This window comes from Streptomyces sp. bgisy159 (genome assembly GCF_057707805.1).
Window position 1 is genome coordinate 98,089 of record NZ_JBYIQX010000002.1, and the last position, 22,229, is coordinate 120,317.

At 73.8% G+C, this 22,229-nt stretch carries 13 protein-coding genes; 4 read left to right on the forward strand and 9 right to left on the reverse strand.

Features of this window, described 5'->3' with window-relative positions:
- Positions 1-170: 170 nt before the first annotated feature.
- Both AC3ET3_RS02450 and AC3ET3_RS02455 read left to right on the forward strand, forming a co-directional pair.
- Complete coding sequence (locus AC3ET3_RS02450; protein WP_432134942.1) at positions 171-791, forward strand: hypothetical protein; 621 nt, start codon at positions 171-173, stop codon at positions 789-791.
- A gap of 183 nt (positions 792-974) precedes the next feature.
- On the forward strand, positions 975-1,448 hold the full coding sequence (locus tag AC3ET3_RS02455) for a pyridoxamine 5'-phosphate oxidase family protein (protein ID WP_432134943.1): 474 nt from the start codon (positions 975-977) through the stop codon (positions 1,446-1,448).
- 48 nt (positions 1,449-1,496) lie between these two features.
- On the opposite strand, the gene guaA is transcribed toward AC3ET3_RS02455, so the two are convergent.
- Complete coding sequence (guaA, locus tag AC3ET3_RS02460) at positions 1,497-3,077, reverse strand: glutamine-hydrolyzing GMP synthase (protein ID WP_432134944.1); 1,581 nt, start codon at positions 3,075-3,077, stop codon at positions 1,497-1,499.
- A gap of 278 nt (positions 3,078-3,355) precedes the next feature.
- On the opposite strand from guaA, the gene AC3ET3_RS02465 reads away from it, so the two are divergent.
- Together AC3ET3_RS02465 and AC3ET3_RS02470 are read left to right on the forward strand one after the other, a co-directional pair.
- A complete protein-coding gene (locus AC3ET3_RS02465) occupies positions 3,356-3,709 on the forward strand; it encodes a chorismate mutase (protein WP_435611534.1) in 354 nt (117 codons plus the stop codon).
- 671 nt (positions 3,710-4,380) lie between these two features.
- Positions 4,381-5,589, forward strand: coding sequence for an LAETG motif-containing sortase-dependent surface protein (locus tag AC3ET3_RS02470; protein WP_435611535.1), 1,209 nt, complete (start codon positions 4,381-4,383; stop codon positions 5,587-5,589).
- Between the two features lie 90 nt (positions 5,590-5,679).
- On the opposite strand, the gene AC3ET3_RS02475 is transcribed toward AC3ET3_RS02470, so the two are convergent.
- The 8 genes from AC3ET3_RS02475 to AC3ET3_RS02510 all read right to left on the reverse strand — a co-directional run bounded on the left by AC3ET3_RS02475 (position 5,680) and on the right by AC3ET3_RS02510 (position 22,164).
- Entirely contained in the window at positions 5,680-7,575 is a 1,896-nt protein-coding gene (locus tag AC3ET3_RS02475) for a GMC oxidoreductase (RefSeq protein ID WP_435611623.1), read from the reverse strand.
- A gap of 98 nt (positions 7,576-7,673) precedes the next feature.
- A complete protein-coding gene (locus AC3ET3_RS02480; RefSeq protein WP_432155404.1) occupies positions 7,674-9,293 on the reverse strand; it encodes a succinic semialdehyde dehydrogenase in 1,620 nt (539 codons plus the stop codon).
- A 146-nt stretch (positions 9,294-9,439) separates the two neighbouring features.
- Positions 9,440-11,386 carry a serine/threonine-protein kinase gene (locus AC3ET3_RS02485; protein WP_435611536.1) on the reverse strand — a complete coding sequence of 649 codons (1,947 nt, stop codon included), beginning with the start codon at positions 11,384-11,386 and terminating at the stop codon, positions 9,440-9,442.
- An 89-nt stretch (positions 11,387-11,475) separates the two neighbouring features.
- Positions 11,476-13,137 carry a serine/threonine-protein kinase gene (locus tag AC3ET3_RS02490; RefSeq protein WP_435611537.1) on the reverse strand — a complete coding sequence of 554 codons (1,662 nt, stop codon included), beginning with the start codon at positions 13,135-13,137 and terminating at the stop codon, positions 11,476-11,478.
- 92 nt (positions 13,138-13,229) lie between these two features.
- Positions 13,230-14,861: a serine/threonine-protein kinase gene (locus tag AC3ET3_RS02495; protein ID WP_435611538.1), complete on the reverse strand. Its 1,632-nt coding sequence runs from the start codon at positions 14,859-14,861 to the stop codon at positions 13,230-13,232.
- 66 nt (positions 14,862-14,927) lie between these two features.
- Entirely contained in the window at positions 14,928-16,820 is a 1,893-nt protein-coding gene (locus AC3ET3_RS02500; RefSeq protein ID WP_432155496.1) for a serine/threonine-protein kinase, read from the reverse strand.
- Positions 16,821-17,012: 192 nt separating this feature from the next.
- On the reverse strand, positions 17,013-19,784 hold the full coding sequence (locus tag AC3ET3_RS02505) for a protein kinase (protein ID WP_435611539.1): 2,772 nt from the start codon (positions 19,782-19,784) through the stop codon (positions 17,013-17,015).
- A 217-nt stretch (positions 19,785-20,001) separates the two neighbouring features.
- On the reverse strand, positions 20,002-22,164 hold the full coding sequence (locus tag AC3ET3_RS02510) for a serine/threonine-protein kinase (protein WP_435611540.1): 2,163 nt from the start codon (positions 22,162-22,164) through the stop codon (positions 20,002-20,004).
- Between the last annotated feature and the right edge of the window lie 65 nt (positions 22,165-22,229).

Consider the following 22,229-nt stretch of genomic DNA (forward strand, 5'->3'; position numbering starts at 1 on the left):
GGAGCGGGTGCTGTACGGGGCGGAAATTACCGTCGGTCAGCGCAGGAGAACAGAGCCGTTCTGTGAAGAAGCCACGCGCAACCCTGCCGCGTCCTCAGGTGTCTGGGGTGCGTAATCAGAAGTTCGGCGTCCGGTCCCGGACCGCGCCGAAGAGCACACCGGAGCCCTCAGTGAGTGTCAACCGCCACCTCAAGCCCCTCATGCGGCAGATCGCGACCCAGGACGAGGTCGAGATCGTCGCCCCCGGCGATGCCGAGACGGCCGCCGCGCTGGCCTACGTCGCCGAGTGCTACGGCTTCCGTTACTCGGGGGTGCGGCTGGTCGGCCGGCACAAGGTCCTGCACGTCGACCTGGTCCGCGGCACCGACCCGGCGGCGCAGCAGCGGGCGGCGGCCAACGTGGCCGCGTTCCCCGACCCGGGCAAGGACCGGCCGGTGCCGGGGATGTACCTGGGTTCGCTGAAGCCGGTGCCCGAGACCCAGGCGGAGGTCGACGTCCTGGCCGACCTCATCCGCTACGACCGTCTGGTGGCCGCCGGCAACCCCCGGCAGCTGCGTGCGCTGGCCGCGGGCAGCGCCGTCCTGTTCCTGCTGCTGACCGTGGTGACGGGCAAGTACGCGGTGCTGGTACCGATCACCGTCCTGCTCCCCGCGCTTCTGCTGGGCTCGATACGCGTCAACGCGTCCCACCGCGCGAAGCTGGGCCGACGCCTGACGGCGGCCGGCTGCGCGCAGGCCCGGGACCACCGGGGTGTGGAGCGGTACATGCGCCCGGTGCCGTACGCGGTCTGAGCGGCCCAGCCGCGGGCGGTGGACGCCGCCCGCGCTTCCGCGCACGGTCCGTGCCGCCGACAGCCGACAGCCGACAGCCGACAGCCGACAGCCGACAGCCGGCAAATGCCCGATACCCGGCACTCGATACCTGATACCTGATACCTGCCAGAAGGTGTCGGGTATCGGCGCCACACTCGTCGCATGGCAGCGAACTGGCAGGCCTTCGCCTCCGCCGAACCCGCCCTCGCCCGCATCGTCGAGGACCGCTTCGGCGCCTTCACCCACCATGTCCTGGCGACCCTCCGCAAGGACGGGTCGCCGCGAACCACGGGCCTGGAGGTCCGTTTCCTCGACGGTGAGCTGTGGCTCGGCATGATGCCGGACTCGCTCAAGGCGCTCGACCTGCGCCGCGATCCCCGGTTCGCGCTCCAGGCGAACCCGGGCGAGGGGACGGGTATGGGCGGCGGTGACGTGCGGATCGGCGGGCGCGCGATCGAGGTGGAGGACCCGGGGACCCGGGCCCGGTACGTCGAAGAGGTGGAACCGCCGGAGCCGTTCCACCTCTTTCGCACCGAGCTGACGGAGGTCGTGCGGACCTACGTCGAGGACGACACGTACCTCGTCGTCCAGGTCTGGCGGCCCGGGGAGCGGGTGCGCACGCTCAGACGGGCCTGAGGACCGGACCGGGCTCTGACGCCCGGACCGGACCGGGCCGCGACGGCCTCACTCCCACTCGATCGTCCCCGGGGGCTTGCTGGTCACGTCGAGCACGACCCGGTTGACGTCCCGCACCTCGTTGGTGATGCGGGTGGAGATCCGGGCGAGCACGTCGTACGGCAGGCGCGACCAGTCGGCGGTCATCGCGTCCTCGGAGGACACGGGACGCAATACGACGGGGTGGCCGTAGGTGCGGCCGTCGCCCTGGACGCCGACCGAGCGGACGTCCGCGAGCAGGACCACCGGGCACTGCCAGATCTCACGGTCGAGGCCGGCCGCCGTCAGCTCCTCGCGGGCGATGGCGTCGGCCTCGCGGAGCAGGTCGAGCCGCTCCTTGGTGACCTCGCCGACGATCCGGATGCCGAGGCCCGGGCCGGGGAACGGCTGGCGCTGGACGATCTCCTCCGGCAGCCCGAGCTCCTGGCCGACCATGCGGACCTCGTCCTTGAACAACTTGCGCAGCGGCTCGACGAGCTTGAACTCGAGGTCCTCGGGGAGGCCGCCCACGTTGTGGTGGGACTTGATGTTCGCGGTGCCGGTGCCACCGCCGGACTCGACGACGTCGGGGTAGAGGGTGCCCTGCACCAGGAACTCCACCGCCGGGCCCTCGTCGGCGATGATCTCGGCCTGCGCCTGCTCGAAGACGCGGATGAACTCGCGGCCGATGATCTTCCGCTTCTCCTCGGGGTCGGAGACCCCGGCCAGCGCCTTGAGGAACCGCTCCTCGGCGTCGACGACCTTCAGCTGCACGCCGGTCGCCGCGACGAAGTCCTTCTCGACCTGCTCGGTCTCGCCCTTGCGCATCAGGCCGTGGTCGACGTACACGCAGGTCAGCTGGGAGCCGATGGCCTTCTGGACGAGGGCGGCGGCCACGGCGGAGTCCACGCCGCCGGACAGGCCGCAGATGGCGCGCTTGTCGCCGACCAGTTCACGGATCGCGGCGACCTGCTCGTCGATCACGTTGCCCGTGGTCCAGGACGGCTTCAGGCCCGCGCCGCGGTACAGGAAGTGTTCCAGCACCTGCTGGCCGTGCGTGGAGTGCATGACCTCGGGGTGGTACTGGACGCCGTAGAGCTTCTTCTCGTCGTTCTCGAAGGCGGCGACCGGGACGACGTCCGTGGAAGCCGTCACGGAGAAGCCCTCGGGGGCGGCGGAGCAGGCGTCGCCGTGCGACATCCAGACGGCCTGCTCGGCGGGGGTTCCCTCGAAGAGGGTGGAGGACGGCTTGGAGACCCGCAGGTCCGTGCGGCCGTACTCGCGGGCGCCGGTGTTGTCGACCGTGCCGCCGAGGGCCTGTGCCATCAGCTGGAAGCCGTAGCACATGCCGAAGACGGGGACGCCGGCCTCGAAGAGCGCGCGGTCGAGACGCGGGGCGCCCTCCTCGTACACGGACGAGGGGCCGCCGGAGAGAATGATCGCCGCCGGGTTCCTGGCAAGCATCTCCGAGACCGGCATGGTGCTCGGGACGATCTCGCTGTAGACCCGGGCCTCGCGGACGCGACGGGCGATGAGCTGGGCGTACTGCGCGCCGAAGTCGACGACCAGGACGGTGTCGGGGGCGGCGGCAGCGGGAGTCGCTGGTGACACGGGAGCCTTCCGGCGGTGGGGCGGGGTCGCTGTGCTGGCCAATTCTACCGGGGGTGGCGTCGGGGTCCGCCGTGGCATACTGGCCGCATGCTCGCGCACTCGACCTTCCTCTTTACCTATGGCACCCGGCCCGCCGGCTGCCATGGTCGAGCTGCTTGAGCGACGAACGCCGAGCGACTTCCCAGGCGCCCCGGGCCGACAAGGCCCGGGGCGCCTGTCGTTTCTCCGGGTCCTGCCGTTCCGGGGCACCTTCCTCCGACACCACACAGGAGCCCCCAGTGACGACCTCCCCCTCCACCGAGCGGACCACGTCCTCCACCGAGCGCGCCACGCCCTCCAGCCGGCGCACCACGTCCTCCACCGACCGGACCGGAGCCCGCACGGCCGAGGCCGCGGGCGTGATCAGCGGCGCGCGGGAGCGCATCGACGCGCTCGACGACCGGATCATCGGGCTGATCCAGGAACGGATGGCCGTGTCCGCGGTGATCCAGGAGGCGCGGATCACGTCCGGCGGCCGTCGGGTGAACCTGGCCCGGGAGACGGAGATCCTCACCCACTACCGGGAGGCGCTGGGCCGACCCGGCACCACGCTCGCCATGACGCTCCTCGAACTGTGCCGCGGCCGGGTCTGAGCCCGCCAGATCTGGAGCCCACCGTGCCTGAGCCCACCGGCTCAGGCACACCAGGTCTGAGCCACCAGGTCTGAGCCACCGAGGCCGAGCCACCGGGCCTGAGGCAGTCGGATCTGAGTTCGGGCCCGCTCTCACCCGTACGGCCCGTGACCGGCCTCATACGCCTTCGTTGGTACCGGTGTCCGTGCCAGCCAGGCGCGGGCCCGGAAGAACCACGCGTGGCTCGCTGGAGCGATGAGGCGTACGGATCGTGCCGTGCGCCGTGGGACCTCGCTCCAGGGAAGTGACCGGACGGCAGGGGACAGCAGCCCGGTCACCCAAGAGAACGGTCGGCCTCGGGGACGCCCGGGGCCGACCGGCGGACAGTGACACACCGCCTCAGTCCATGTCAGCGGCGCAACCCCCCGGCGCCGCTCCCCCGAGGCACCGGCGCTGCCCTGACGCCGGTGCTGACGAGAAAGAAGGGCCCCGCGATTCCGTCCCGCGGGGCCCTTCCTCTCCGTTCCGCAGAGCCTGTCCTCGCCCTGCGTCGCACCCCCCGCGAAGTGACTCAGGTCACATGAGAATCGGGTGAGGAGCGGTGCAACCATTCATCCGCCTCACGGATCAAAGCTGGCGTAACACGAGCCCCGCACGTGCTCCCATTCGTCACGGATCCTTCGAGGTCTTTCATGAAGCTTCGCCGCGCCATGGTCACCGTGGCCGCGACTGCCGTCATAGCGCCGCTCGCCCTGCTGTCGGCACCCAGCGCGTACGCGGACGACACGCCGTCCTCGGGTGCCTCCGCGTCGCAGGACGGTTCCGCGAAGACGTCGCAGACCGAGGACGACACCACTCGGTCGACCAGTGACCCCGCCCGGTCCTCCGAGACGGAGGACACCGAGAACGGGCAGAACACCGTCTCCGGCACCGCCCCCGAGACCGGTGACCCCGAGACCGGTGACTCCAAGGCCGGCGGTTCCGGGTCCGGCGGTTCCGGGTCCGGCGAATCCGGGTCCGGCGGATCCGGATCGAAGAACGGCGAGGCGTCCGGCAGCGGCGAGCAGGAGAACTCCGGTGCCGAGAAGGACGAGAACCAGAACCCGGGCACCTCGGAGGGCGAGGACGACGGCGAGGACTCCGAGCCGCCCTTCTGCGAGGACATCGACGAGGACTACGAGGGGGCTGCCCTCGACTCCGAGATCACCGGTCTGCCCGGCAAGATCGTCGCCGGCAGCGGCTGGCACGACTTCTCGCTGAAGGTCACCAACACCTCGAAGGCGGACCTCAAGGACGTCGCCGTCTACGCCGAGGTCGAGAACTTCAGGAGCGACGAGTACACCGACTACCTGTCGCCGTACGTCGAGCTGCAGTTCCTCAACCCGGAAACGAAGAAGTGGGAAGAGATCCGGGAGTCCTTCCAGGACGAGAACGGCAACGACCGGTCGTGGGCGGGCGGCTACTTCTGGGGCCTCGACGTGATGAAGCCCCAGGACTACATCAAGGCCGACCTGCGCCTCAGCATCCACAAGGACGCCCCGGTCGGCGACGGCTACTTCTTCGACGCCGGCGCCTACCTGGACACGGTCGACGACCAGGAGTGCGTGGCCACGAACTACGGGTCGGACGCCTACTTCACCGTCCTCGCCCCCGGCACCTCCAACGAGGACCCGGGCGAGGCCGAGCCGGGCGACGGCTCGACGACGAAGCCCGTCCCGCAGACCAAGCCCGAGACCAAGCCGCAGGGCGGCGTCTCCCGGCTGCCCGTCACCGGCAGCCTCGCCGAGACCGGTTCGAGCTCCGCGCTCCCGCTGATCGGCACGGTCGGCGGCGTCGCCGTGCTGGCCGGTGCCGGCGTGATGTTCGCGGTGCGTCGCCGCAAGGCCGGTACGACCGCCTGAGGCAGGCGGCCGACCGACGTCGGAAGGGACCTGCGCTCGGAGGGGGGCGCAGGTCCCTTCTGCTGTACGCGCTCGACGGCCGCCGGACCACTACGCCTTCGGGGGCACCGGCGGCATTCCCAGGAACGGCAGCCGCAGCGCGCCGAACGCCTCGGGCGGGACCGCGGGGGACTTGGGCTCGACCGGCTGGAGGCGGACGTAGGCCGCGCCCTGCGGCGGACGCGGGTCCTCCTCGCCCTTGTTGGGCCAGTACGACATCGCCCGCTCGGCCTGGGCGGTGATCGTCAGCGAGGGGTTGACCCCGAGGTTCGCCGAGACGGCGGCGCCGTCGACGACCGAGATGCCGGGGTGGCCGTACAGGCGGTGGTACGGGTCGACGACACCGGTCCGCGGGGAGGAGCCGATCGGGCAGCCGCCCAGGAAGTGGGCGGTCAGCGGGGTGCCCATCAGCTCGCCCACGTTGGAGCCCGCGAAACCGTTGATGTCGGCGGCGATCGCCGAGGCCGCCTCCGAGGCCGCCTTGATCTGCTTGGGGTTGGGCGCGCCGTGGCCCTGGCGGGCGGTGAGCAGGCCCCGGCCGAGGCCGTCCGGCTTCAGGTACGTCGTCAGCGAGTTGTCCAGCGACTGCATCACCAGGCCGATGATGCTCCGCTCCGACCAGCGGCGGTTGGACAGCGAGCGCAGCACCAGCAGGGGGTGGCGGGCGGCGTTGGCCAGCCAGGCGGCGACCCGCGACGAGCCGTCCGTGTAGGGGACCTGCAGGATCGACAGGCCGCCCATCGCGTTGGAGCCCTTGCCGTAGCGGACCGGCTCGATGTGGGTGTCCTCGTCGGGGTGCACGGACGACGTGATGGCGACGCCGCGGGTGAAGTCGACGCGGGCCGCGCCGGTCACCTTGCGGTAGCGGCGGTCGTCCGTCTGGGCGCCCACCAGCGCCTCCGAGTTGGTGCGGGTCAGCTCGCCCAAGCGGTCGGAGAGGTGAGGCAGTTGGCGGTTTGCTTTCATGCGGTGCAGCAGGGTCTGGGTGCCGTAGGTACCGGCCGCCAGGACGACCCGGCGGGCGGTGAACACCCGGCCCCCGCCCGTGCCCGTGTCCGTGCCTGTGCCCGTGCCTCTCCCCCTGCCCCCGTCCCCGTCCCTGCCCTTGCCCTTGCCCTTGCGGCGGTCCGTCGGGAGGGTCGTGACCGCGTAGCCGCCGCGTGAGTCGTCGGTCACCGACACGACCGTGGTCATGGGGTGGACGGTCGCGCCGGCCTGCTCGGCGAGGTGGAGGTAGTTCTCGTTGAGGGTGTTCTTCGCGCCGTGGCGGCAGCCCGTCATGCACTCCCCGCACTCGGTGCAGGCGGTGCGGCTGGGGCCGGCCCCGCCGAAGTAGGGGTCGGGTACGGTCGCGCCGGGCGTCGCCCGGGCCGTTCCGTCGGCGTCCTGGCCGTCGCCGAAGAACACGCCCACCGGGGCCAGGTGGAAGGTGTCGCCGCAGCCCATCTTCTCGGCGGCCGCCTTGAGATGGACGTCCGAGGGAGTCGTCGTCGGGTTCAGCCGTACGCCGAGCATGCGCCGCGCCTGGTCGTAGTACGGCTTCAGCTCCTCCTGCCAGTCGGTGATGTCCCGCCACTGCGGGTCCTCGAAGAACGGCTTCGGCGGTACGTACAGGGTGTTGGCGTAGTTCAGCGATCCGCCGCCGACCCCCGCGCCCGCGAGGACCATCACGTTGCCCAGCAGGTGGATGCGCTGGATGCCGTAGAGGCCGAGCCTGGGGGCCCACAGGTAGTTCTTCAGGTCCCAGGAGTTCTTCGGGAGGGTGGCGCGGGTGAAGCGGCGGCCCGCTTCCAGGACGCCCACCTTGTAGCCCTTCTCCGTCAGGCGCAGGGCGGATACGGACCCGCCGAAGCCGGAGCCGACGACGATCACGTCGTAGTCGTAGTCGTGGGCGTCCTCTGGCACGTGCTTCTCCTCTTCGAGTGTGCAGTGCGGGCGTGCGTACATGCGGTGGGCGTGCGCTGTGGGCATGCGCTGTGGGCGTGCGGTGCGGCCTGGGGCCGGATGCGCCGCGGGCCCCGCCCGGGCCGCCCCGCCCCGGCCGGCTATCCGAGCCGGAGTGCCTTCATCACCCTCAGGCTGCGGCTCATGAAGGCCGCGTACTTCTCGTCCGTCATGCCCAGGGCCGGGGCCATCGGCAGCAGGCGCTGATGGGCGACCGTCTGGGCCTCCGTGTACTTGAGGATGCCCTCCGAGCCGTGGCGGCGGCCGAGACCGGAGTCCTTCATGCCGCCCATGGGCGACTGGACGCTGCCGTAGGCGGGGGCGTAGCCCTCGTTGATGTTGACCGTGCCGGTGCGCAGACGGGCCGCGACGGCCCGGCCGCGCTTGGCGTCCTTGGTCCACACCGAGGAGTTCAGGCCGTACGGCGTGGCGTTGGCGCGCCCGACGGCCTCGTCGTCCGTCGAGAAGCGGTAGACGGACACGACCGGCCCGAAGGTCTCCTCCGTACAGACGGACATGGTGGTGTCGACGCCGTCGAGGATGGTGGGCTCGTGGAAGTAGGGGCCGATGTCCGGCCGGGCGACCCCGCCCGCGACGATACGGGCGCCTTGTGCCACGGCCTCCGCCACGTGCCGCGTCACGGTTTCCAGCTGGCGCTCCCCGACCAGCGAACCCATGTCGGCGCCGTACGCCAGGGAGGCGCCCAGCCGCATGGCCCGGGTGCGGGCGGCGAACCGCTCGACGAAGGCGTCGGCGACGGCCTCGTGGACGTAGAGCCGCTCAATGGAGATGCACAGCTGGCCGGCCGAGGAGAAGCAGGCGCGCACGGCGCCGGCGGCGGCCTTCTCGATGTCGGCGTCCTCCAGGACCAGCATGGCGTTCTTGCCGCCCAGTTCGAGGGAGACGCCGACCAGGCGGGCGGCGGCGCCCTGGGCGACCTCGCGGCCGGTGCGGGTGGAGCCGGTGAAGGAGACGTAGTCGGCGTGGCGGACGACCTCGGGGCCGACCACCGGCCCCTCGCCGAGGACGACCTGGAAGACCTCGGCCGGCAGCCCCGCCTCGATGAGCAGGTCACGGGCCCACAGGGCGGTCAGGCAGGTCTCGGTGTCCGGCTTCATCACCACCGCGTTGCCCGCGACGAACGCGGGGAGCGCGTCGCCGACCGACAGCTCCAGCGGGTAGTTCCAGGGGGCGATCTGGCCGACGACCCCGCGCGGGTGGCGCAGTTCGGTCACCTTCGTCAGCGTCGGTATGGCGCCCGCGTGCCGCTTGGGCCGCAGGTACCCGGGGGCCTTGCGGCCGTAGTGGCGGGCCGCGACGGCGACCGCCTGGACCTCCTCGTGGGCGTGCAGCCGGGCCTTGCCGGTCTCCAACTGGATGAGGTCCAGCACTTCGGCCTGGCGCTGGAGCACGAGGTCGTGGAAGCGCAGGAGCACCGCCGCACGCTCGCGGACCGGGATCTGCTCCCAGACCGCCTGTGCGGCGCGGGCCCGGTCGAAGGCGGCGGCGACGTCCTCCGGTGTGGACTCCGGCAGGTCGGTGAGCTTCTCGCCGGTGAACGGCGTGTGGTTGGCGGTCCGGCCCGAACCGGCCACGCCCTTGGTGAGCCGGGCCACCAGCGCCGGGGTGACCACGTCGGCGGCGGTACGGACACCGGCCGGTGCGGGGGCGACGGGATTGGTGCCGTCAGCGGCCTTCTCAGGAGCCTGCGCTTCGCTCATGAGGCGCAGGGTATGCGGCGGGACAGCCTTTGTGTACCCGTCGGTAATCTGCATTCACCGAGTACTCACATCCCGCCAGCGACCACTGGCAACGAACGCGCTGATCAGGGCGTTGCACGACGGGCGACGGAAGGAGCGGCGGGTTTTCAGTTGTCGGGGTGGTCCGAGATCAGCAGCCGGTCCCGCGCGGCCTTGAAGACGGACAGGCCCTGCCGTTCGGCGGCCTCGTCCTTGGGCATCTCGACGCGCAGTTCGTAGAAGCGCTCGTCGTCGGTGACGACGAGCAGTTCGACGAGCCGGCGCCGCAGGTCGCCCTCGCCGTAGGTGGTGTCGCACTGCATCGCTTCCCAGCCGTGGAAGGTGGTGGGGGTGTAGGAGGTGGTGGCGTCGCCGTCGCCCAGGAACTTCCAGGTGCGGGCGTGCTTCATGGCCTGGCCCTTGGGTGTGCCCGGCGCCGTGTCCCACTGGGTGAGGTGGACCTGGACGAAGCCGGCCGAGTACTCCACCACCCGGGGCTGGACCTTCGCGTTGCCCTGCCGGGCGTACTCCTCGTAGGCGGCGGGGAGCACGAGCGTCGCGCTCATGGTCGGTTCGGGGTGGGCCAGCCAGCCCTCCGGGAGGGGGACCGGGCTACCGCCGGGGCCGGAGCCGACGCTCGGGCTCGGGCTCGGGCTCCGGCTCGGGCCGGTGGCGGCGCCGGGACTGCTTCCGGCGGCCGCGTCGCTGTCGGGGCCGACGAGGACGGAGGTGCTGAACCAGAGGGCACCGGCCAGCAGACCGCCGAGGAGTGCGAGGGGGACGGGGCGGCGGTGCAGGGGGCGACGCGGAGCGAGCGGGGACGGCGAGGCCGGGGTGGATATCGGCACGGGAGCCGGGGTTTCGGAAGCCCCGGCGCCGGAATCCGCGGCGCCGGAAACCTCAGTGCCGGGAACTTCGGCGCCGGAAGCCCCGGCACCGGCACCGGCACCGGGAACCCCGGCATCGCGAGCCAGGTCGTCAGTGTCGGCCGCGTCGCCGTCCCCGCCGTCCCCGCCGACCCCGCCGTTCTCCCCGCTGTCCCCGCCGTCCCCAGCGGTCCCGGCGGTCCCGGCCGCCCCGGCGTCCCCGGTCGCCCCGAGCCGGGCCGTCCGTACGTCGTCCCCGAACTCCCGCAGTGCTGAGGTGTCCTGGGCCTCGGCGGCCTCCTGCGTGCCCTGTCCCGGGCCCGCCGCCGGCCACGCCGAGTACCCCCCGGGCGACGGCTCCTCGCCGGCCGCCGCCGCCAGCGCGGCCTCGGTCGCCGCCGCGTCGGGGCGCAGCGCGGGTTCCTTCACCAGTAGCCGGCCGATGAGCGGGGCCAGTGGGCCGGCCTGCTTCGGCTCGGGCACCTCGGCGGCGAGGATCGCGGCGAGGGTCGACTCCAGCGTCGTACGGCGGAACGGCGACCAGCCCTCCACGGCGGCGTACAGCAGGACCCCGAGGGACCACAGGTCGGAGGGGGGACCGGCGCGGCGGCCGGACATCCGCTCGGGGGCGATGAACTCCAGTGAGCCGATGAACTCGCCGCTGGCGGTGAGGGATTCCTCGCCCTGTACGTGGGCGATGCCGAAGTCGGTCAGGACGACCCGGCCGTGCCTGCCCATCAGCACGTTGGCGGGCTTCACGTCGCGGTGGACGATGCCGACCGCATGGGCGGCGCGCAGCGCGCCCAGGACCGCGAGGCCGACGCGGGCGGCCTCGGCGGGCTCCAGCGGGCCGCGTTTGAGCACCTCGTGCAGGGACTCGCCGCGGACCAGCTCCATGACGATCCAGGGCAGGCCGTCCTCGCCGTCGTCCTCCTCCACGACGACGTCGTGCACGGCGACGGCACAGGGGTGGTCGACGCGGGCGGCCGCCCGGGCCTCCCGGTAGAGGCGGTGGGCGGCCCGGCGGTGGGACTCGTCCCCGGGGTCGCCGGGCAGCCGGGGTTCCTTGACGGCGACCTCGCGGTCCACCAGTTCGTCGTGGGCCCGCCAGACCGTGCCCATGCCGCCGGAGCCGATGCGGTCCAGCAGCCGGTAGCGCCCGCCCACGGTCCGGCCCCTGCCGCCTCCGGCGCCCCGGTCGTTCCTCATGCCCCATGACTACCGTGCAGGGCCCTTGCTTGTCGACGCGGGGCCGGGACGACGGCCCTCCCAAGCCCTGGTCGCCCCGTGCGCGCCGGTCAGAGACGGTCCAGCTCCAGGTGCTCCATCGCCGTACGGGCGACCTCGCGGCCCCGCTCGGTGACGTCGCCCTTGCCCGGGTAGAGGACGGTCAGCCTGTACATGTCGCCCGCGCTGCTCCGGTAGTAGAGGATCCGCACCTCCCGGGGGCGCGGGTCCGAGCTGTCGTCCGTGTCGTACCTGACGGTGTTCCGGGCGGCGGCGCGGCCGTGGAAGGTCACGTCGTCGTCGGTGGTCGTCCGCGGCCCCTTCGGCATGTCGAGTTCGTAGTCGCCCCGCTTCTGGAACGCACCGTTGTCGGCGTACATCTCGGCGCTCGCGGACGCCTCGATGTCGCCGCTCGTGTCCTCCGCCCGGCGGTCGACGGTCAGGACGACGGAGAGGACGCCGCTGGGGTCGGTGTAGGCGACCCAGTGGTCGTCGTCCGTCTTCCGGTCGGGGCCGGTCCGCACATAGCCCTCGGGGACGGCGAGCGTCGCGGTGACGTCCTTCTCGTGGTGCGTCGCCCAGCCCGCGGGCAGCTCGCCGTCGGCGGAGTCGCCGCCGAGCAGCAGGTACGCCGTGGTGGCCGCCGCGACGACGGCCGCGCCCACGCCCAGCCACAGCGCCCGGCGAGGCAGCCGCCGTCGGGTGGTGACCTCGGCCCCCCTCACGGTGCGCACCGGCTCCGGCGCGGGAGGGTCGGCCGCCTCCTCCAGCAGTGCGCGGACGCGGGCGGCGTCCGGGCGGTGCGCGGGATCCTTGTGCAGCAGCCCGCCCAAGACCTCCGCGAGCGGGCCGGTGGCGGCGGGCGGGGCGGGGGCCGCGTTCAGGACGGACTGCAGGGTCGCCGGGGTGTTGCTGCGGCGGAACGGCGAGACGCCCTCGGTCGCCGCGTACAGCACCACGCCGAGCGACCACAGGTCGGACGCCGGGCCGGGCCGCCGGCCCAGCACCCGTTCCGGGGCGATGTACTCGGGCGAACCGACGAATCCGCCGGTGTCGGTGAGGCTCGTGTCGCCCTCGATCCGGGCGATGCCGAAGTCGGTGAGGACGACCCGGTCGTACCGGCCGAGCAGGATGTTGTCCGGCTTGACGTCCCGGTGCAGGACGCCGGCGGCGTGCGCGGCCTCCAGCGCGCCGAGCACCTGCAGGCCGATGCGGGCCGCCTCGCGGGTGCTGAGGGTGCCCTCCTGGAGGACCGCGCCGAGGGAACGGCCGTGCACCAGCTCCATGATGATCCAGGGCCGGCCGTCGACCACGGCCACATCGTGCACGTCGACCACGGCCGGGTGGTCCAGGCGGGCTGCCGCGCGGGCCTCCCTGCGCATGCGTTCGAAGGCGTTGGCCTGTTCGCGCTCGGGAAGATGCTCCGGCACACGAGGTTCCTTGACGGCGACCTCACGGTCCACCGTCTCGTCGTGCGCGCGCCACACCGTGCCCATGCCGCCGTGCCCCAGCTTGGCCAGCAGCCGGTAACGGCCCGCGATGAGCCGGCCGACCCCGGTGGGCTGCGGCTGCCCCGGCGCGGCCGGGGCCTGCGCGGCCGGAGGCTGGGCGACCGACGACCGGGCGGGGACGGCGGCCGCGTTCGGCGGTTGCAGAACAAAACTCGTCGTGTCGTCAGGCTGTGGAAGGGCTCCCCCGGAAGCCTCCTGACGGGCTCCCCCGAAGTCGTTCATGGCTCCATCCTTATCGCGCCGCCCGCGGCCACGGCCACAGCCGACCGGCACCGGTCACAGACATGTGACCCGCACCGCTCCTTATGTGACGGTTATGCCGGTACCAGGGTGTCGACCGCCACGTCGAAGTACTCCCGCGCCTCGCGCGCCTTGCCCACCGGCGCCGACACCCACACGTCGTACAGCCGGCCGCCCTCCTCCCAGCACAGGTCGTAGGTGTGCCGGGGGCCCTCCGCAGCGCTGAAGCCGTCCCAGGTGAACTCCCAGAAGGCGGCGGGGCGTCCGCGGCGCTCGGTCTCGGTGACCCGCCCGTCGCGGTAGCCGGGGTTGCTGACCGGCCCGTCGGCGTGCTGGCGGCGCATCACCGTCAACGGGCCGCCGGGGTCGGGCTCGGTGACCTTGACGCCCAGGCGGAAGGTTCCGCCCGGCGAGAGGTAGAAGACGCGTTCGCCCTGCGGGCTGCGCAGGAACCCCTCGGGTACGGCCAGCGCGAACCCGGCGGGTTCGTCGGCGAGCCGGTATCCGGAGGGAGCCGTGGGCCGACCGCCGGAAGCGGCGGAGGACGCCGACGGCGACACCGACGGTACGCGGGTGACGGTCACCGTCGGAGCCGGCGAGGAGCCCGTTCCCTCCCCCGGTGTGTGCGGCGCACTGCTCGTGGGCCGGCCACCGCCTCCGTCGTCGTCGTGGTTGAGCAGCAGCGCGACCGCCGACACGCCCGCGCCCGCCATCGCCGCGACCAGCGCCGCCGCCACCAGCACGCCCCGGGTGGAGCGCTGCTCGCGCCTCGGGAGCGGTGGTACGGCGGTGTCGTCCGGCTCCGGGGCGGGCGGGCGCCCGGGCGCGTCACGCTGAGTGGGCGGGTGGTCGACCGGCATCACCGGCGTCCGGCCGGTGTCCCGGAAGGCGCGCAGCATCCGTTCGGCCTCCGCCGCGTCCAGCCGCCGGTCGGGGTCGCGCTCCAGCAGCCCCCGCACGACCGGCGCCAGCGGCTCGGCCTGTGGTGGAGTGCGGATCTCGCCGAACACCACGGCGTGCAGGATGCCGCCCAGCGAGTCGCGCCGGAACGGCGATTCGCCGCTCAGCGCGGTGCACAGCAGCGCGCCCAGCGACCACAGGTCGGACTCGGGGCCGGTGCGCGCGCCGGACATCCGCTCGGGCGCGGTGTACTCGGGTGAGCCGACGAAGGACCCGGTCTCGGTGAGCGTGGTGGCGCCCGCGACCTGCGCGATGCCGAAGTCGGTGAGGACGACGCGGCCGGTGCCGGACTCGATGAGGACGTTCGCCGGTTTGATGTCGCGGTGCAGGACGCCGGCGGAGTGGGCGGCGCGCAGCGCGCCCAGCAGGGCCAGACCGATCCGGGCGGCCTCGTCCGGGTCGACCGGGCCGTCCTCGGCGATCCGGTCGGCCAGCGAGACCCCGTCGATCAACTCCATGACGATGAAGGAGCGTTCGCCGTCGACCACCACGTCGTGCACGACGATGATGTGCGGGTGGTGCAGCTGGGCCACCGCGCGCGCCTCGCGCAGGCTGCGGTCGCGGCGGTCCCGGGCCTCGGTGTCGGAGTCGCCGGCGTCCTGGGCCAGTTCCTTGACCGCGACCCGGCGTCCCAGCAGTTCGTCGGTGGCCCGCCAGACGACCCCCATGCCGCCGCGTCCGATCCGCGTCTGGAGCCGGTAGCGGCCCGCGATCACACGGCAGTCGCCGTCCCCCTCGGTCCCCATGCGCCCATCATGCCCCACCGGAGCACCCACCTCCGGGACGGCCACCGGCCAACTCCGGGGCACCGTTCAGGACGTCGTGCCCGGTTCGCGCCAACTGCGCAGCAGGCTCCTGAACTGCTCCTCGGTGGCGTCCCAGTCCTCCGCGGGGGACGAGATGTACAGGACGTACTCGGTGCCGTCGCGGGCGATGTACGTCTCCTCGATCGCGTGGCGCGGCCCGGGGAAGTCCGTGTCCTTGAGCTGCGCGGTCCAGGTGTACTCCCACTCCGAGCCCTCGCGGTCCCGGTACACGTTCCGCTCCAGCTTGAGTGGCCGGTAGTCGACGAGCCGCCGCAACTGCTGGTCGAGGTCGCGCTGGTGGGCGTGGGGGTCGTCGAAGTCGGGGGAGGTGTCGATGGCGATGCGGATGAAGTGCTCGCCGCCGTCGGGGGTGTAGTCGACCTGCTTGAGGTCGCCGTCGTCCTGGAAGGGCTTGCGCTCCCAGCCCTGCGGCACGGAGATCCGGAACCCCAGGGGGTCCGTCTTCTCGACCCAGGTCCTGGGGACGCCGTCGGCGGTGACGGTACCGGTGGCGGGCGTGGACGGCGAGGTGTCCGGCGACGTGGCCACCGGGTCGTCCCCCGTCCGGTTCTGCTCCAGTTGCTGGAGCACCACCGCCGTACCACCGCCGACCAGCGCGGCGACGGCGACGACCAGGGCGAGGGTGCGCAGCCGGCGTCGCCGGGGGCGTACGGGCTCCCCCACGGGGGTGGGGCCGACGACGATGGCACCGCTCGCCGGGTGCGGCGCCGGGGCGTACGGCCCGCCCGCGGCTCCCGCGTTGGGCGCGGTGGCTCCGCCGCCGTACGAGCCGGGCGGGGTGTGCCCGCCGCCGTAGGTGCCCGCCGGTCCGCCGCCGGTCGTACGGTCCTGGCCGTCGTATCCGCGGCCCTGGGCGTTGTCACCGTCGTGACCGTTGTGGACGTGTGTCGGGCCGTCGCCGGCCCGGTCCAGCCCGGTGTACGCGCCGTTCCGGCCGGTGGGCGGCGCCACCCCGCCGGGTGTCGTGCCGTCCCCGCCGGCGTACGAGAACGTGCCGCCGCTCGTCGTGCGGTCCGGGCCCGCGTACTGCGGGGGCACGGCCGACCGGCCCGTGCCGCCCGCGTGGCGCCCCTCGGACACGTCGGCCAGCATCTGCTCGGCCTCGGCGGTGGTGGGCCGGCCGGCCGGGTCCTTGCGCAGCAGTGCGGCGATGACCGGGGTGAGCGGACCGGCGTGCTCGGGCGGGCCGGCCTCCTCCTCGACGACGGCCTGCATCGTCGACAGCGGGGAGGTGCGGCGGAACGGCGAGCGGCCCTCCACCGCCGTGTACAGCGTGGCGCCCAGCGCCCACAGGTCGCTGGACGGGCCGGGGTCGTTGCCCCGGATGCGCTCGGGGGCGAGGTAGTCGACGGAGCCGACGACCTCGCCGGTGCGGGTGATGGTCGTGTCGCCGTCGATCTGGGCGATGCCGAAGTCGGTGAGCAGGACGCGGCCGTCGTGGGCGAGGAGCACGTTGCCGGGCTTGATGTCGCGGTGCAGGACACCGGCGGAGTGCGCGGCGCGCAGGGCGCGCAGCACCCACAGGCCGATCCGGGCCGCCTCGGTGGGCTCGATCCGCCCGTCCTCCTTGACGGCGTCGGCGAGCGAGCGGCCCTCGACCAGTTCCATCACGATCCAGGGGCGGCCGTCGTGCTCCAGCACGTCGTGCACGGTGACCACGGCGGAGTGGTTGATCCGCGCGGCCGCTCGGGCCTCCGCCCGGGTTCGTGCCAGCAGGATCGCCTGGTCGCTCTCGGAGACGTAGAGGGCGGCGGTCAGCTCCTTGATGGCGACGCCTCGATGCAGGAGCTCATCATGAGCACGCCACACCCGCCCCATGCCGCCGCTGCCGATGGCGTCGGCCAGCCGGTAGCGACCCGCGAGGAGCTGGCCCTGCATCTGATTCACATCGCCCCTCTGATGGTCTTGACAAGGTCAGCGTAAAGAACCGGTCCGCGTCCGGGGAACCGGCGGGGTGTCACGGTGACCGCACTGTGACGGTTGTCGCTCGCGCCACCGTCGGGAGACCGGCCGCCGGCCGTCGGCCCGGCCGGTGTCCGCGGCCCGCTCAGCCGGTGCCCGCCAGCCCGCTCAGCCGGTGTACTCGTAGGTCGCGGACGCCTGTTCGTACAGTCGGGTCACCTCGTCGCGCTCGGCCTCCGGGCCGCGTACCTGGACGACGTGGTAGCGACCGCCGAGGAGGATCGCGAGGTTGCGCACGAAGAGTTCCCGGCCGTCGCCGCCGGTCCAGGTGAACTGCCCCTCGGCCATGGTGCGTCCGCCCACCGTGGTGGTGCGCAGCCCGGAGGCGGTGGCCCAGCTGGAGTTGCGGTAGGGCTGGAGTTCGCTCTCCTTCTCCCGCTGGTAGGTCATCGGGTCGCTGCCGTACCGCCCGGCCGAGTCCCGCCCGGGGACCACGATCAGCGTGAAGCCGCTGTGGGAGTACACCACTTGGCCGTTGCCGTTGCCCGGCGTGCGGTCCCAGCCGTCGGCGACGGCGATGCGGAAGCCCGCCGGGTCCGTGCGCAGGGTGAAGCCGTCGGCGACGGCGGGGCCGGCACCGGACTGGGTCTCGGGCGCCGAACTCCCGCTGTGCCGGGGGGCGGGGGAGGTCTGGGTCCGCTCGTCGGGCCGGGGTTCGCCGCTCGCCGACGCGGGCCCGCCGGCCGAGTCGGTGGGGGAACCGGCCGATCCGGTGGGGGAACCGGCCGATCCGGTGCGCTCGGTGCCGTCGCCGCCGTCGGCCTTGGGCATGAAGAGCATGGCGTACGCGACCGCCGCCGCCAGCGCCAGCAGTATCACCACCAGCAGCGTCCGGCCCAGGCTGCGCGGCGAACGGTCCGTCTCCCGCCGCTTGTGCCGGCCGTGGTGCGCGGGCAGGGCGGCCCGCCGCCTGCGCACCAGTTCGCCCCTGCGGCGCACGATCGGCAGCCGCTTCGGGTCGGTGGGCGGCGCGGCGACGACATGGGTGCCGGCCTCCGGCTCGGGCGCCGACCTGACCAGGGAGCGCAGCCAGCCGCGCAGTTCCTCGAAGTCGGGTCGTTCGGTGGGGTCCTGACGCAGCAGCGACTCCACGACCGGGCGCAGCGGGCCGCACTCCTCGGCGAAGGCGGGCGGCTCGGCGCACACCATCTGCACCAGGTCGGCCGTGGACTCCTCCGGGTAGGGGGCGTGCCCCTGGACGGCCCGGAAGAGCAGCGCGCCGAGCGCCCACAGGTCGGTCGCGGGGCCGATGGGCGCCGCCAACTGCCAGTTCTCGTGCACCGGTCCGGCCTGCTCGGGCGCCCACCGCTCGGTCACCGGCCCCACGACGGCCATCCGCGCCTGGCGCGCCCGCTCGGCCGCCAGCGCGGTGGCGGGGCCCCGGGCGCCGGCCCGCTCCGCGTCGGAACCGCCCCAGCGGGACGCGGTCCCTTCCGGCGGGGCGGCACAGCCGTCCGGTACGGCGGGGACCCCGGGTGCGGTGTGCGGGGCGGGCACGGCGGGCACAGGGGCGCCGGGGTTCCGCTGCCCGCTCGGGGGTCCGAGGGGGTCGCCACCGGCCGGCGCCGAAGGATGCCCGCCCGGGGCGAGGAGCTCGAACCCGGGCGGCACGGGGGGCATGGCGCCGGGCGGGCGCCGCACGCCGTAGGGGTCGACGATCTGCCCGGGCGGGAGGGCGGTTCCCCCGGTGGCGGTGTCGTCGGTCCCCTGGCCCGTGCGTCCGTTCGCGTACGGCAAGAAAGTCGAGGGCGTCGAGGGCGTCGAGGAGGGCGAGGGGTCGTCCGGGCCCGCGCCCTGCGTGCGCGAGGCCGGCAGGGCCGCCGCGCCGTTCTGCTGGGCCTCCTGGACCCGCGCCGCCGCCCGCGCGCCCGCGCGGTAGGCGGCGATGGCACCGGCCCGGGCCGCTCTGACATCGCCGTTGGACTCCAGGGCGCGGGGAGCCGGGGCACCCGGCGCCGAGCCCCCGGGAGCGCCGCCGCCCCCGGACAGCGGTGGCAGCCCGCCCGCCGCCCGCGCCTCGATGGCCGCACGCCGGGCGGCCTCGGCCTCAGCCGCGGTCATGCCCCGCTCACCGGCCCGACCGGACCCCGCCGCGCCGTACGCCGCACCACCGAAGGTGCCCGGCCCGTGTCCGGCGCCGCCGGCGCCGCCCGCAGGGCCGGTGGGACCGCGGCCGTCGGCGGTCCCGCCGTCAGCCGCGCCGCCGGCCGGGGTCCCGGAGCCCGGCAGGGGCTCGGGCTCCGCCGGGACCGGGTCGTAGCCGCACAGGGCCTCCTCCGCGGCGCCGACCGCGAGGCCGGTCAGCATGACCCGGCCGTCCTCGCAGACGAGGACCGTACGGGCGGTGATGTTGCGGTGCACCCAGCCGTGCGCGTGCAGCACCCGCAGCGCGGTGAGCACGTCGGAGGCGACCTCGGCCGCCCGGTACGGCGTCAACGACCGCTCGGCGAGCAGCGCGGACAGCGGGCGCGCGGCCACCAACTCGCTGACGACCCACAGCGAACCGCCCTCGGCGAACACGTCGAAGACCTGGTCGAGCCGGGGATGGTCGGGTATCCGGGCCGCCGCCTGCGCGGCCTCCACCGCCCGCCGTACGGTGGGGTCGGCGGGCCGCCGCGCCGCCCCGGCCGCGCGGCCGGGACCGCCGTGCTGCCCGTGCTGCCCGGGCCGTGCGTACTCCCGGGCCGTGAACCCGTCGGGCAGCCCCTCCGCGTCCAGCACCTCCGCCTCGACGACCTCCGGCAACGGCACCTGGCGCACCAGGACTTCCTGCCCGCTGTAGGTGTCGAAGGCCCGCGTCTCGGTGAGTTCGTACGCGTCGGCGGGCGGCAGCGGCAGGCGGTAGCGGTCGGCGAGCACCCGCCCCGCATAGTCGTCCACGATGCCTCCCCCGGCCGCCCGGTCGGTCAAATCCGTTCGTGACGCGCTCCGTTCCGCGCGCCCACGCGGCTGCGTACGGTCCGCAAGCACTCACGATACGTGCCGGAGGCAACCCGCAAAGAGGGGATGCCAGATCTGATGCCTCGGTTCGGGCTTCCGTTCGGGGATCGGCCCCGGATTCCCCTGCGCGTCGCGCGCCCGGCTCCCGGACGTGCCGTCAGTCCTTGGGCTGGAACGTCCTGGTGAACGTCTCCCAGGCGGCGAGCCGCTGCGCGCCGTCCCAGCCGTCGGCCTTCGCCGTGTACATCAGCGCGTAGCCCTGGTGGTCGTCGACGACGAAGCCCCGGTCGATCGTCCGGTACGTCGTGCCGTCCTCCGCGTACGTGAACTCCCAGTCGGCCGTGTTCCAGCCCCGGTAGTCCACCTGCTCTATTCGGATCTTGCGGTACTGGGCGCGCTTCATGTAGCGCGCCTGGTTCTCCCAGTCGGCGACCGGGTCGTCCTTGGGTGTGCTGGTCCAGCCGATCAGCAGCTTCTGCCCGTCTGGGCCGGTGAAGCGGTCGCCGGCCGAGCCGGTCGTCTGGAACTTCCACCCGGCGGGCAGGCCGATGGAGTATCCCTGGCCGCCCGGATACGTCGTCGCGGCGGCCGTACCGCCGCCCGTGCCCGGGGACACCTGAGCGCCGGCGCCCCCGGTGGCGGCGGCCCCGTCCGGAGTGGCCCCGCGGTTCCCCTCGGAGGAGGCGTCCGCCCCGGCGGCCGGGTCCGCGCCGGACGGGGAGGAGGCCCCGTCCGTGCGGGCGCCGTCGTCGGTGTCGTCCTTGGTGTCGGCGCTCGCGGCACCGCCGGCCACCTGCCGCGCACCGCCGTCGTCGGCGCCCTTGGTGTCGTCGCCCCCGCCGAACACGAGGGCGAGGACGGTCCCCAGGACCGCCAGGACGGCCACCACGGCGATGATCACCAGGGTGCGCCTCGGCACGACGTCCGTCAGCGGTGCCCTCGGGACCGGCCGGGGCGGCGGCAGATCGGCCGGCGGCGTCATCACGGGCCAGCCGGAGCTGCGCCCGCCGCCCGGAATGCCTGCCTCGCCGCCCGGTCCGCGGGACGTGTCGGCCGGCCCCGCAGCACCGGGCACCCCGGCGCCGCCGGCCGCGCCCCGGCCGGAGCCACCGGATCCGGCCGGGGACACCGTCGGAGCCCCGAACGCGGCCGTGGTCGCGGCACCGCCCTCCGTCGCCGCGCCGCCGCGCGCACCCGGCGCCGCGGTGGAGCCGCCGACGCCACCCGCCGCACGCGAAGTGCTCGCGACACCCGCCGCGTCCCTCTCGCCCCCGGAGCGTCCCCGGGACGCCGCCGTGGTCGCCGCCCCCGCTGCCACGGCGGCCTTGCGGACCGACCGCAGCGCACCGCGCAGCTTCTCGGCCGCCTCGCCACCGGACCCGCTCTTGTCGCCGGACCCGCGGTCCGGCTGCGCGGGCAGCGGCACGATCTTCGTCGCGTCCGCCGGCGGGGCGTCCTGGGGGGCGGGCGCGTGGATCACCCGGTTGAACATGGCCCGCGCGCCCGCGTCGTCGAGGCGCAGGGCCGGGTCCTTGTTGAGCAGGCCGTAGATGACGTCCCGCAGCGGGCCGGCGTTCTTCGGCTCCTCCAGCGGTTCGGTCATCACGGCGGTGAGGGTGGCGATCGCCGAGCCCTTGTCGTAGGGCGGGGTGCCCTCGACGGCCGCGTAGAGCAGACCGCCGAGCGACCACAGGTCGGCGGCGGGGCCCGGCCGGTGGCCGCGGGCGCGCTCCGGGGAGATGTAGGAGGGGGCGCCGACGAGCATGCCGGTGGAGGTGATGGACGGGTCGCCCTCGACCTGGGCGATGCCGAAGTCGGTGAGCACGACCCGGTCGGTGCCGGTCTCCAGCAGCACGTTGGACGGCTTCACGTCGCGGTGCAGGATGCCCTCGCGGTGTGCCGAGCGCAGGACGTCGAGAATGGCAAGGCCGACCTCGGCGGCGCGCCGCGGGTCGAGCACGCCGTCCTCGCGGATGACCTCGGCGAGCGACTTGCCCTCGACCAGTTCCATCACGATCCACGGCCGGTCGTCCTCGTCGACCACGTCGAAGACGGTCACCGCGCTGTTGTTGCGGATCCGGGCGATGGCCTTGGCCTCGCGCAGGGTCCGGGTGATCAGCCGGCGCTTCTCCTCCTCGTCGATGTTCGACGGGAACCGCAGCTCCTTGACGGCGACGGTCCGCCCGAGGGTCTCGTCCTCGGCGCGCCACACCGTCCCCATGCCGCCGCGGCCGAGTACGTCTCCCAGCCGGTACCGCCCGGCGAGGAGACGTGCGCTCTTGTCCTGACGGGGTGTCCCCGCCCGCTCCGCCTCCGACATGCGTCCCCTCAAGCAAACCGCCCTGACAGAGCCTCCATTGTCCCCCACGCGGCAAGTGCCCGACG

Excerpts from the sequence above, each read along its gene's own strand:
- AC3ET3_RS02455 (WP_432134943.1), top strand. The coding sequence starts at position 975 with ATGGCAGCGAACTGGCAGGCCTTCGCCTCCGCCGAACCCGCCCTCGCC.
- AC3ET3_RS02470 (WP_435611535.1), top strand. The coding sequence starts at position 4,381 with ATGAAGCTTCGCCGCGCCATGGTCACCGTGGCCGCGACTGCCGTCATA.
- AC3ET3_RS02475 (WP_435611623.1), bottom strand. The coding sequence starts at position 7,575 with ATGTACGCACGCCCGCACTGCACACTCGAAGAGGAGAAGCACGTGCCA.
- AC3ET3_RS02480 (WP_432155404.1), bottom strand. The coding sequence starts at position 9,293 with ATGAGCGAAGCGCAGGCTCCTGAGAAGGCCGCTGACGGCACCAATCCC.
- AC3ET3_RS02485 (WP_435611536.1), bottom strand. The coding sequence starts at position 11,386 with ATGAGGAACGACCGGGGCGCCGGAGGCGGCAGGGGCCGGACCGTGGGC.
- AC3ET3_RS02490 (WP_435611537.1), bottom strand. The coding sequence starts at position 13,137 with ATGAACGACTTCGGGGGAGCCCGTCAGGAGGCTTCCGGGGGAGCCCTT.
- AC3ET3_RS02495 (WP_435611538.1), bottom strand. The coding sequence starts at position 14,861 with ATGGGGACCGAGGGGGACGGCGACTGCCGTGTGATCGCGGGCCGCTAC.
- AC3ET3_RS02500 (WP_432155496.1), bottom strand. The coding sequence starts at position 16,820 with ATGCAGGGCCAGCTCCTCGCGGGTCGCTACCGGCTGGCCGACGCCATC.
- AC3ET3_RS02510 (WP_435611540.1), bottom strand. The coding sequence starts at position 22,164 with ATGTCGGAGGCGGAGCGGGCGGGGACACCCCGTCAGGACAAGAGCGCA.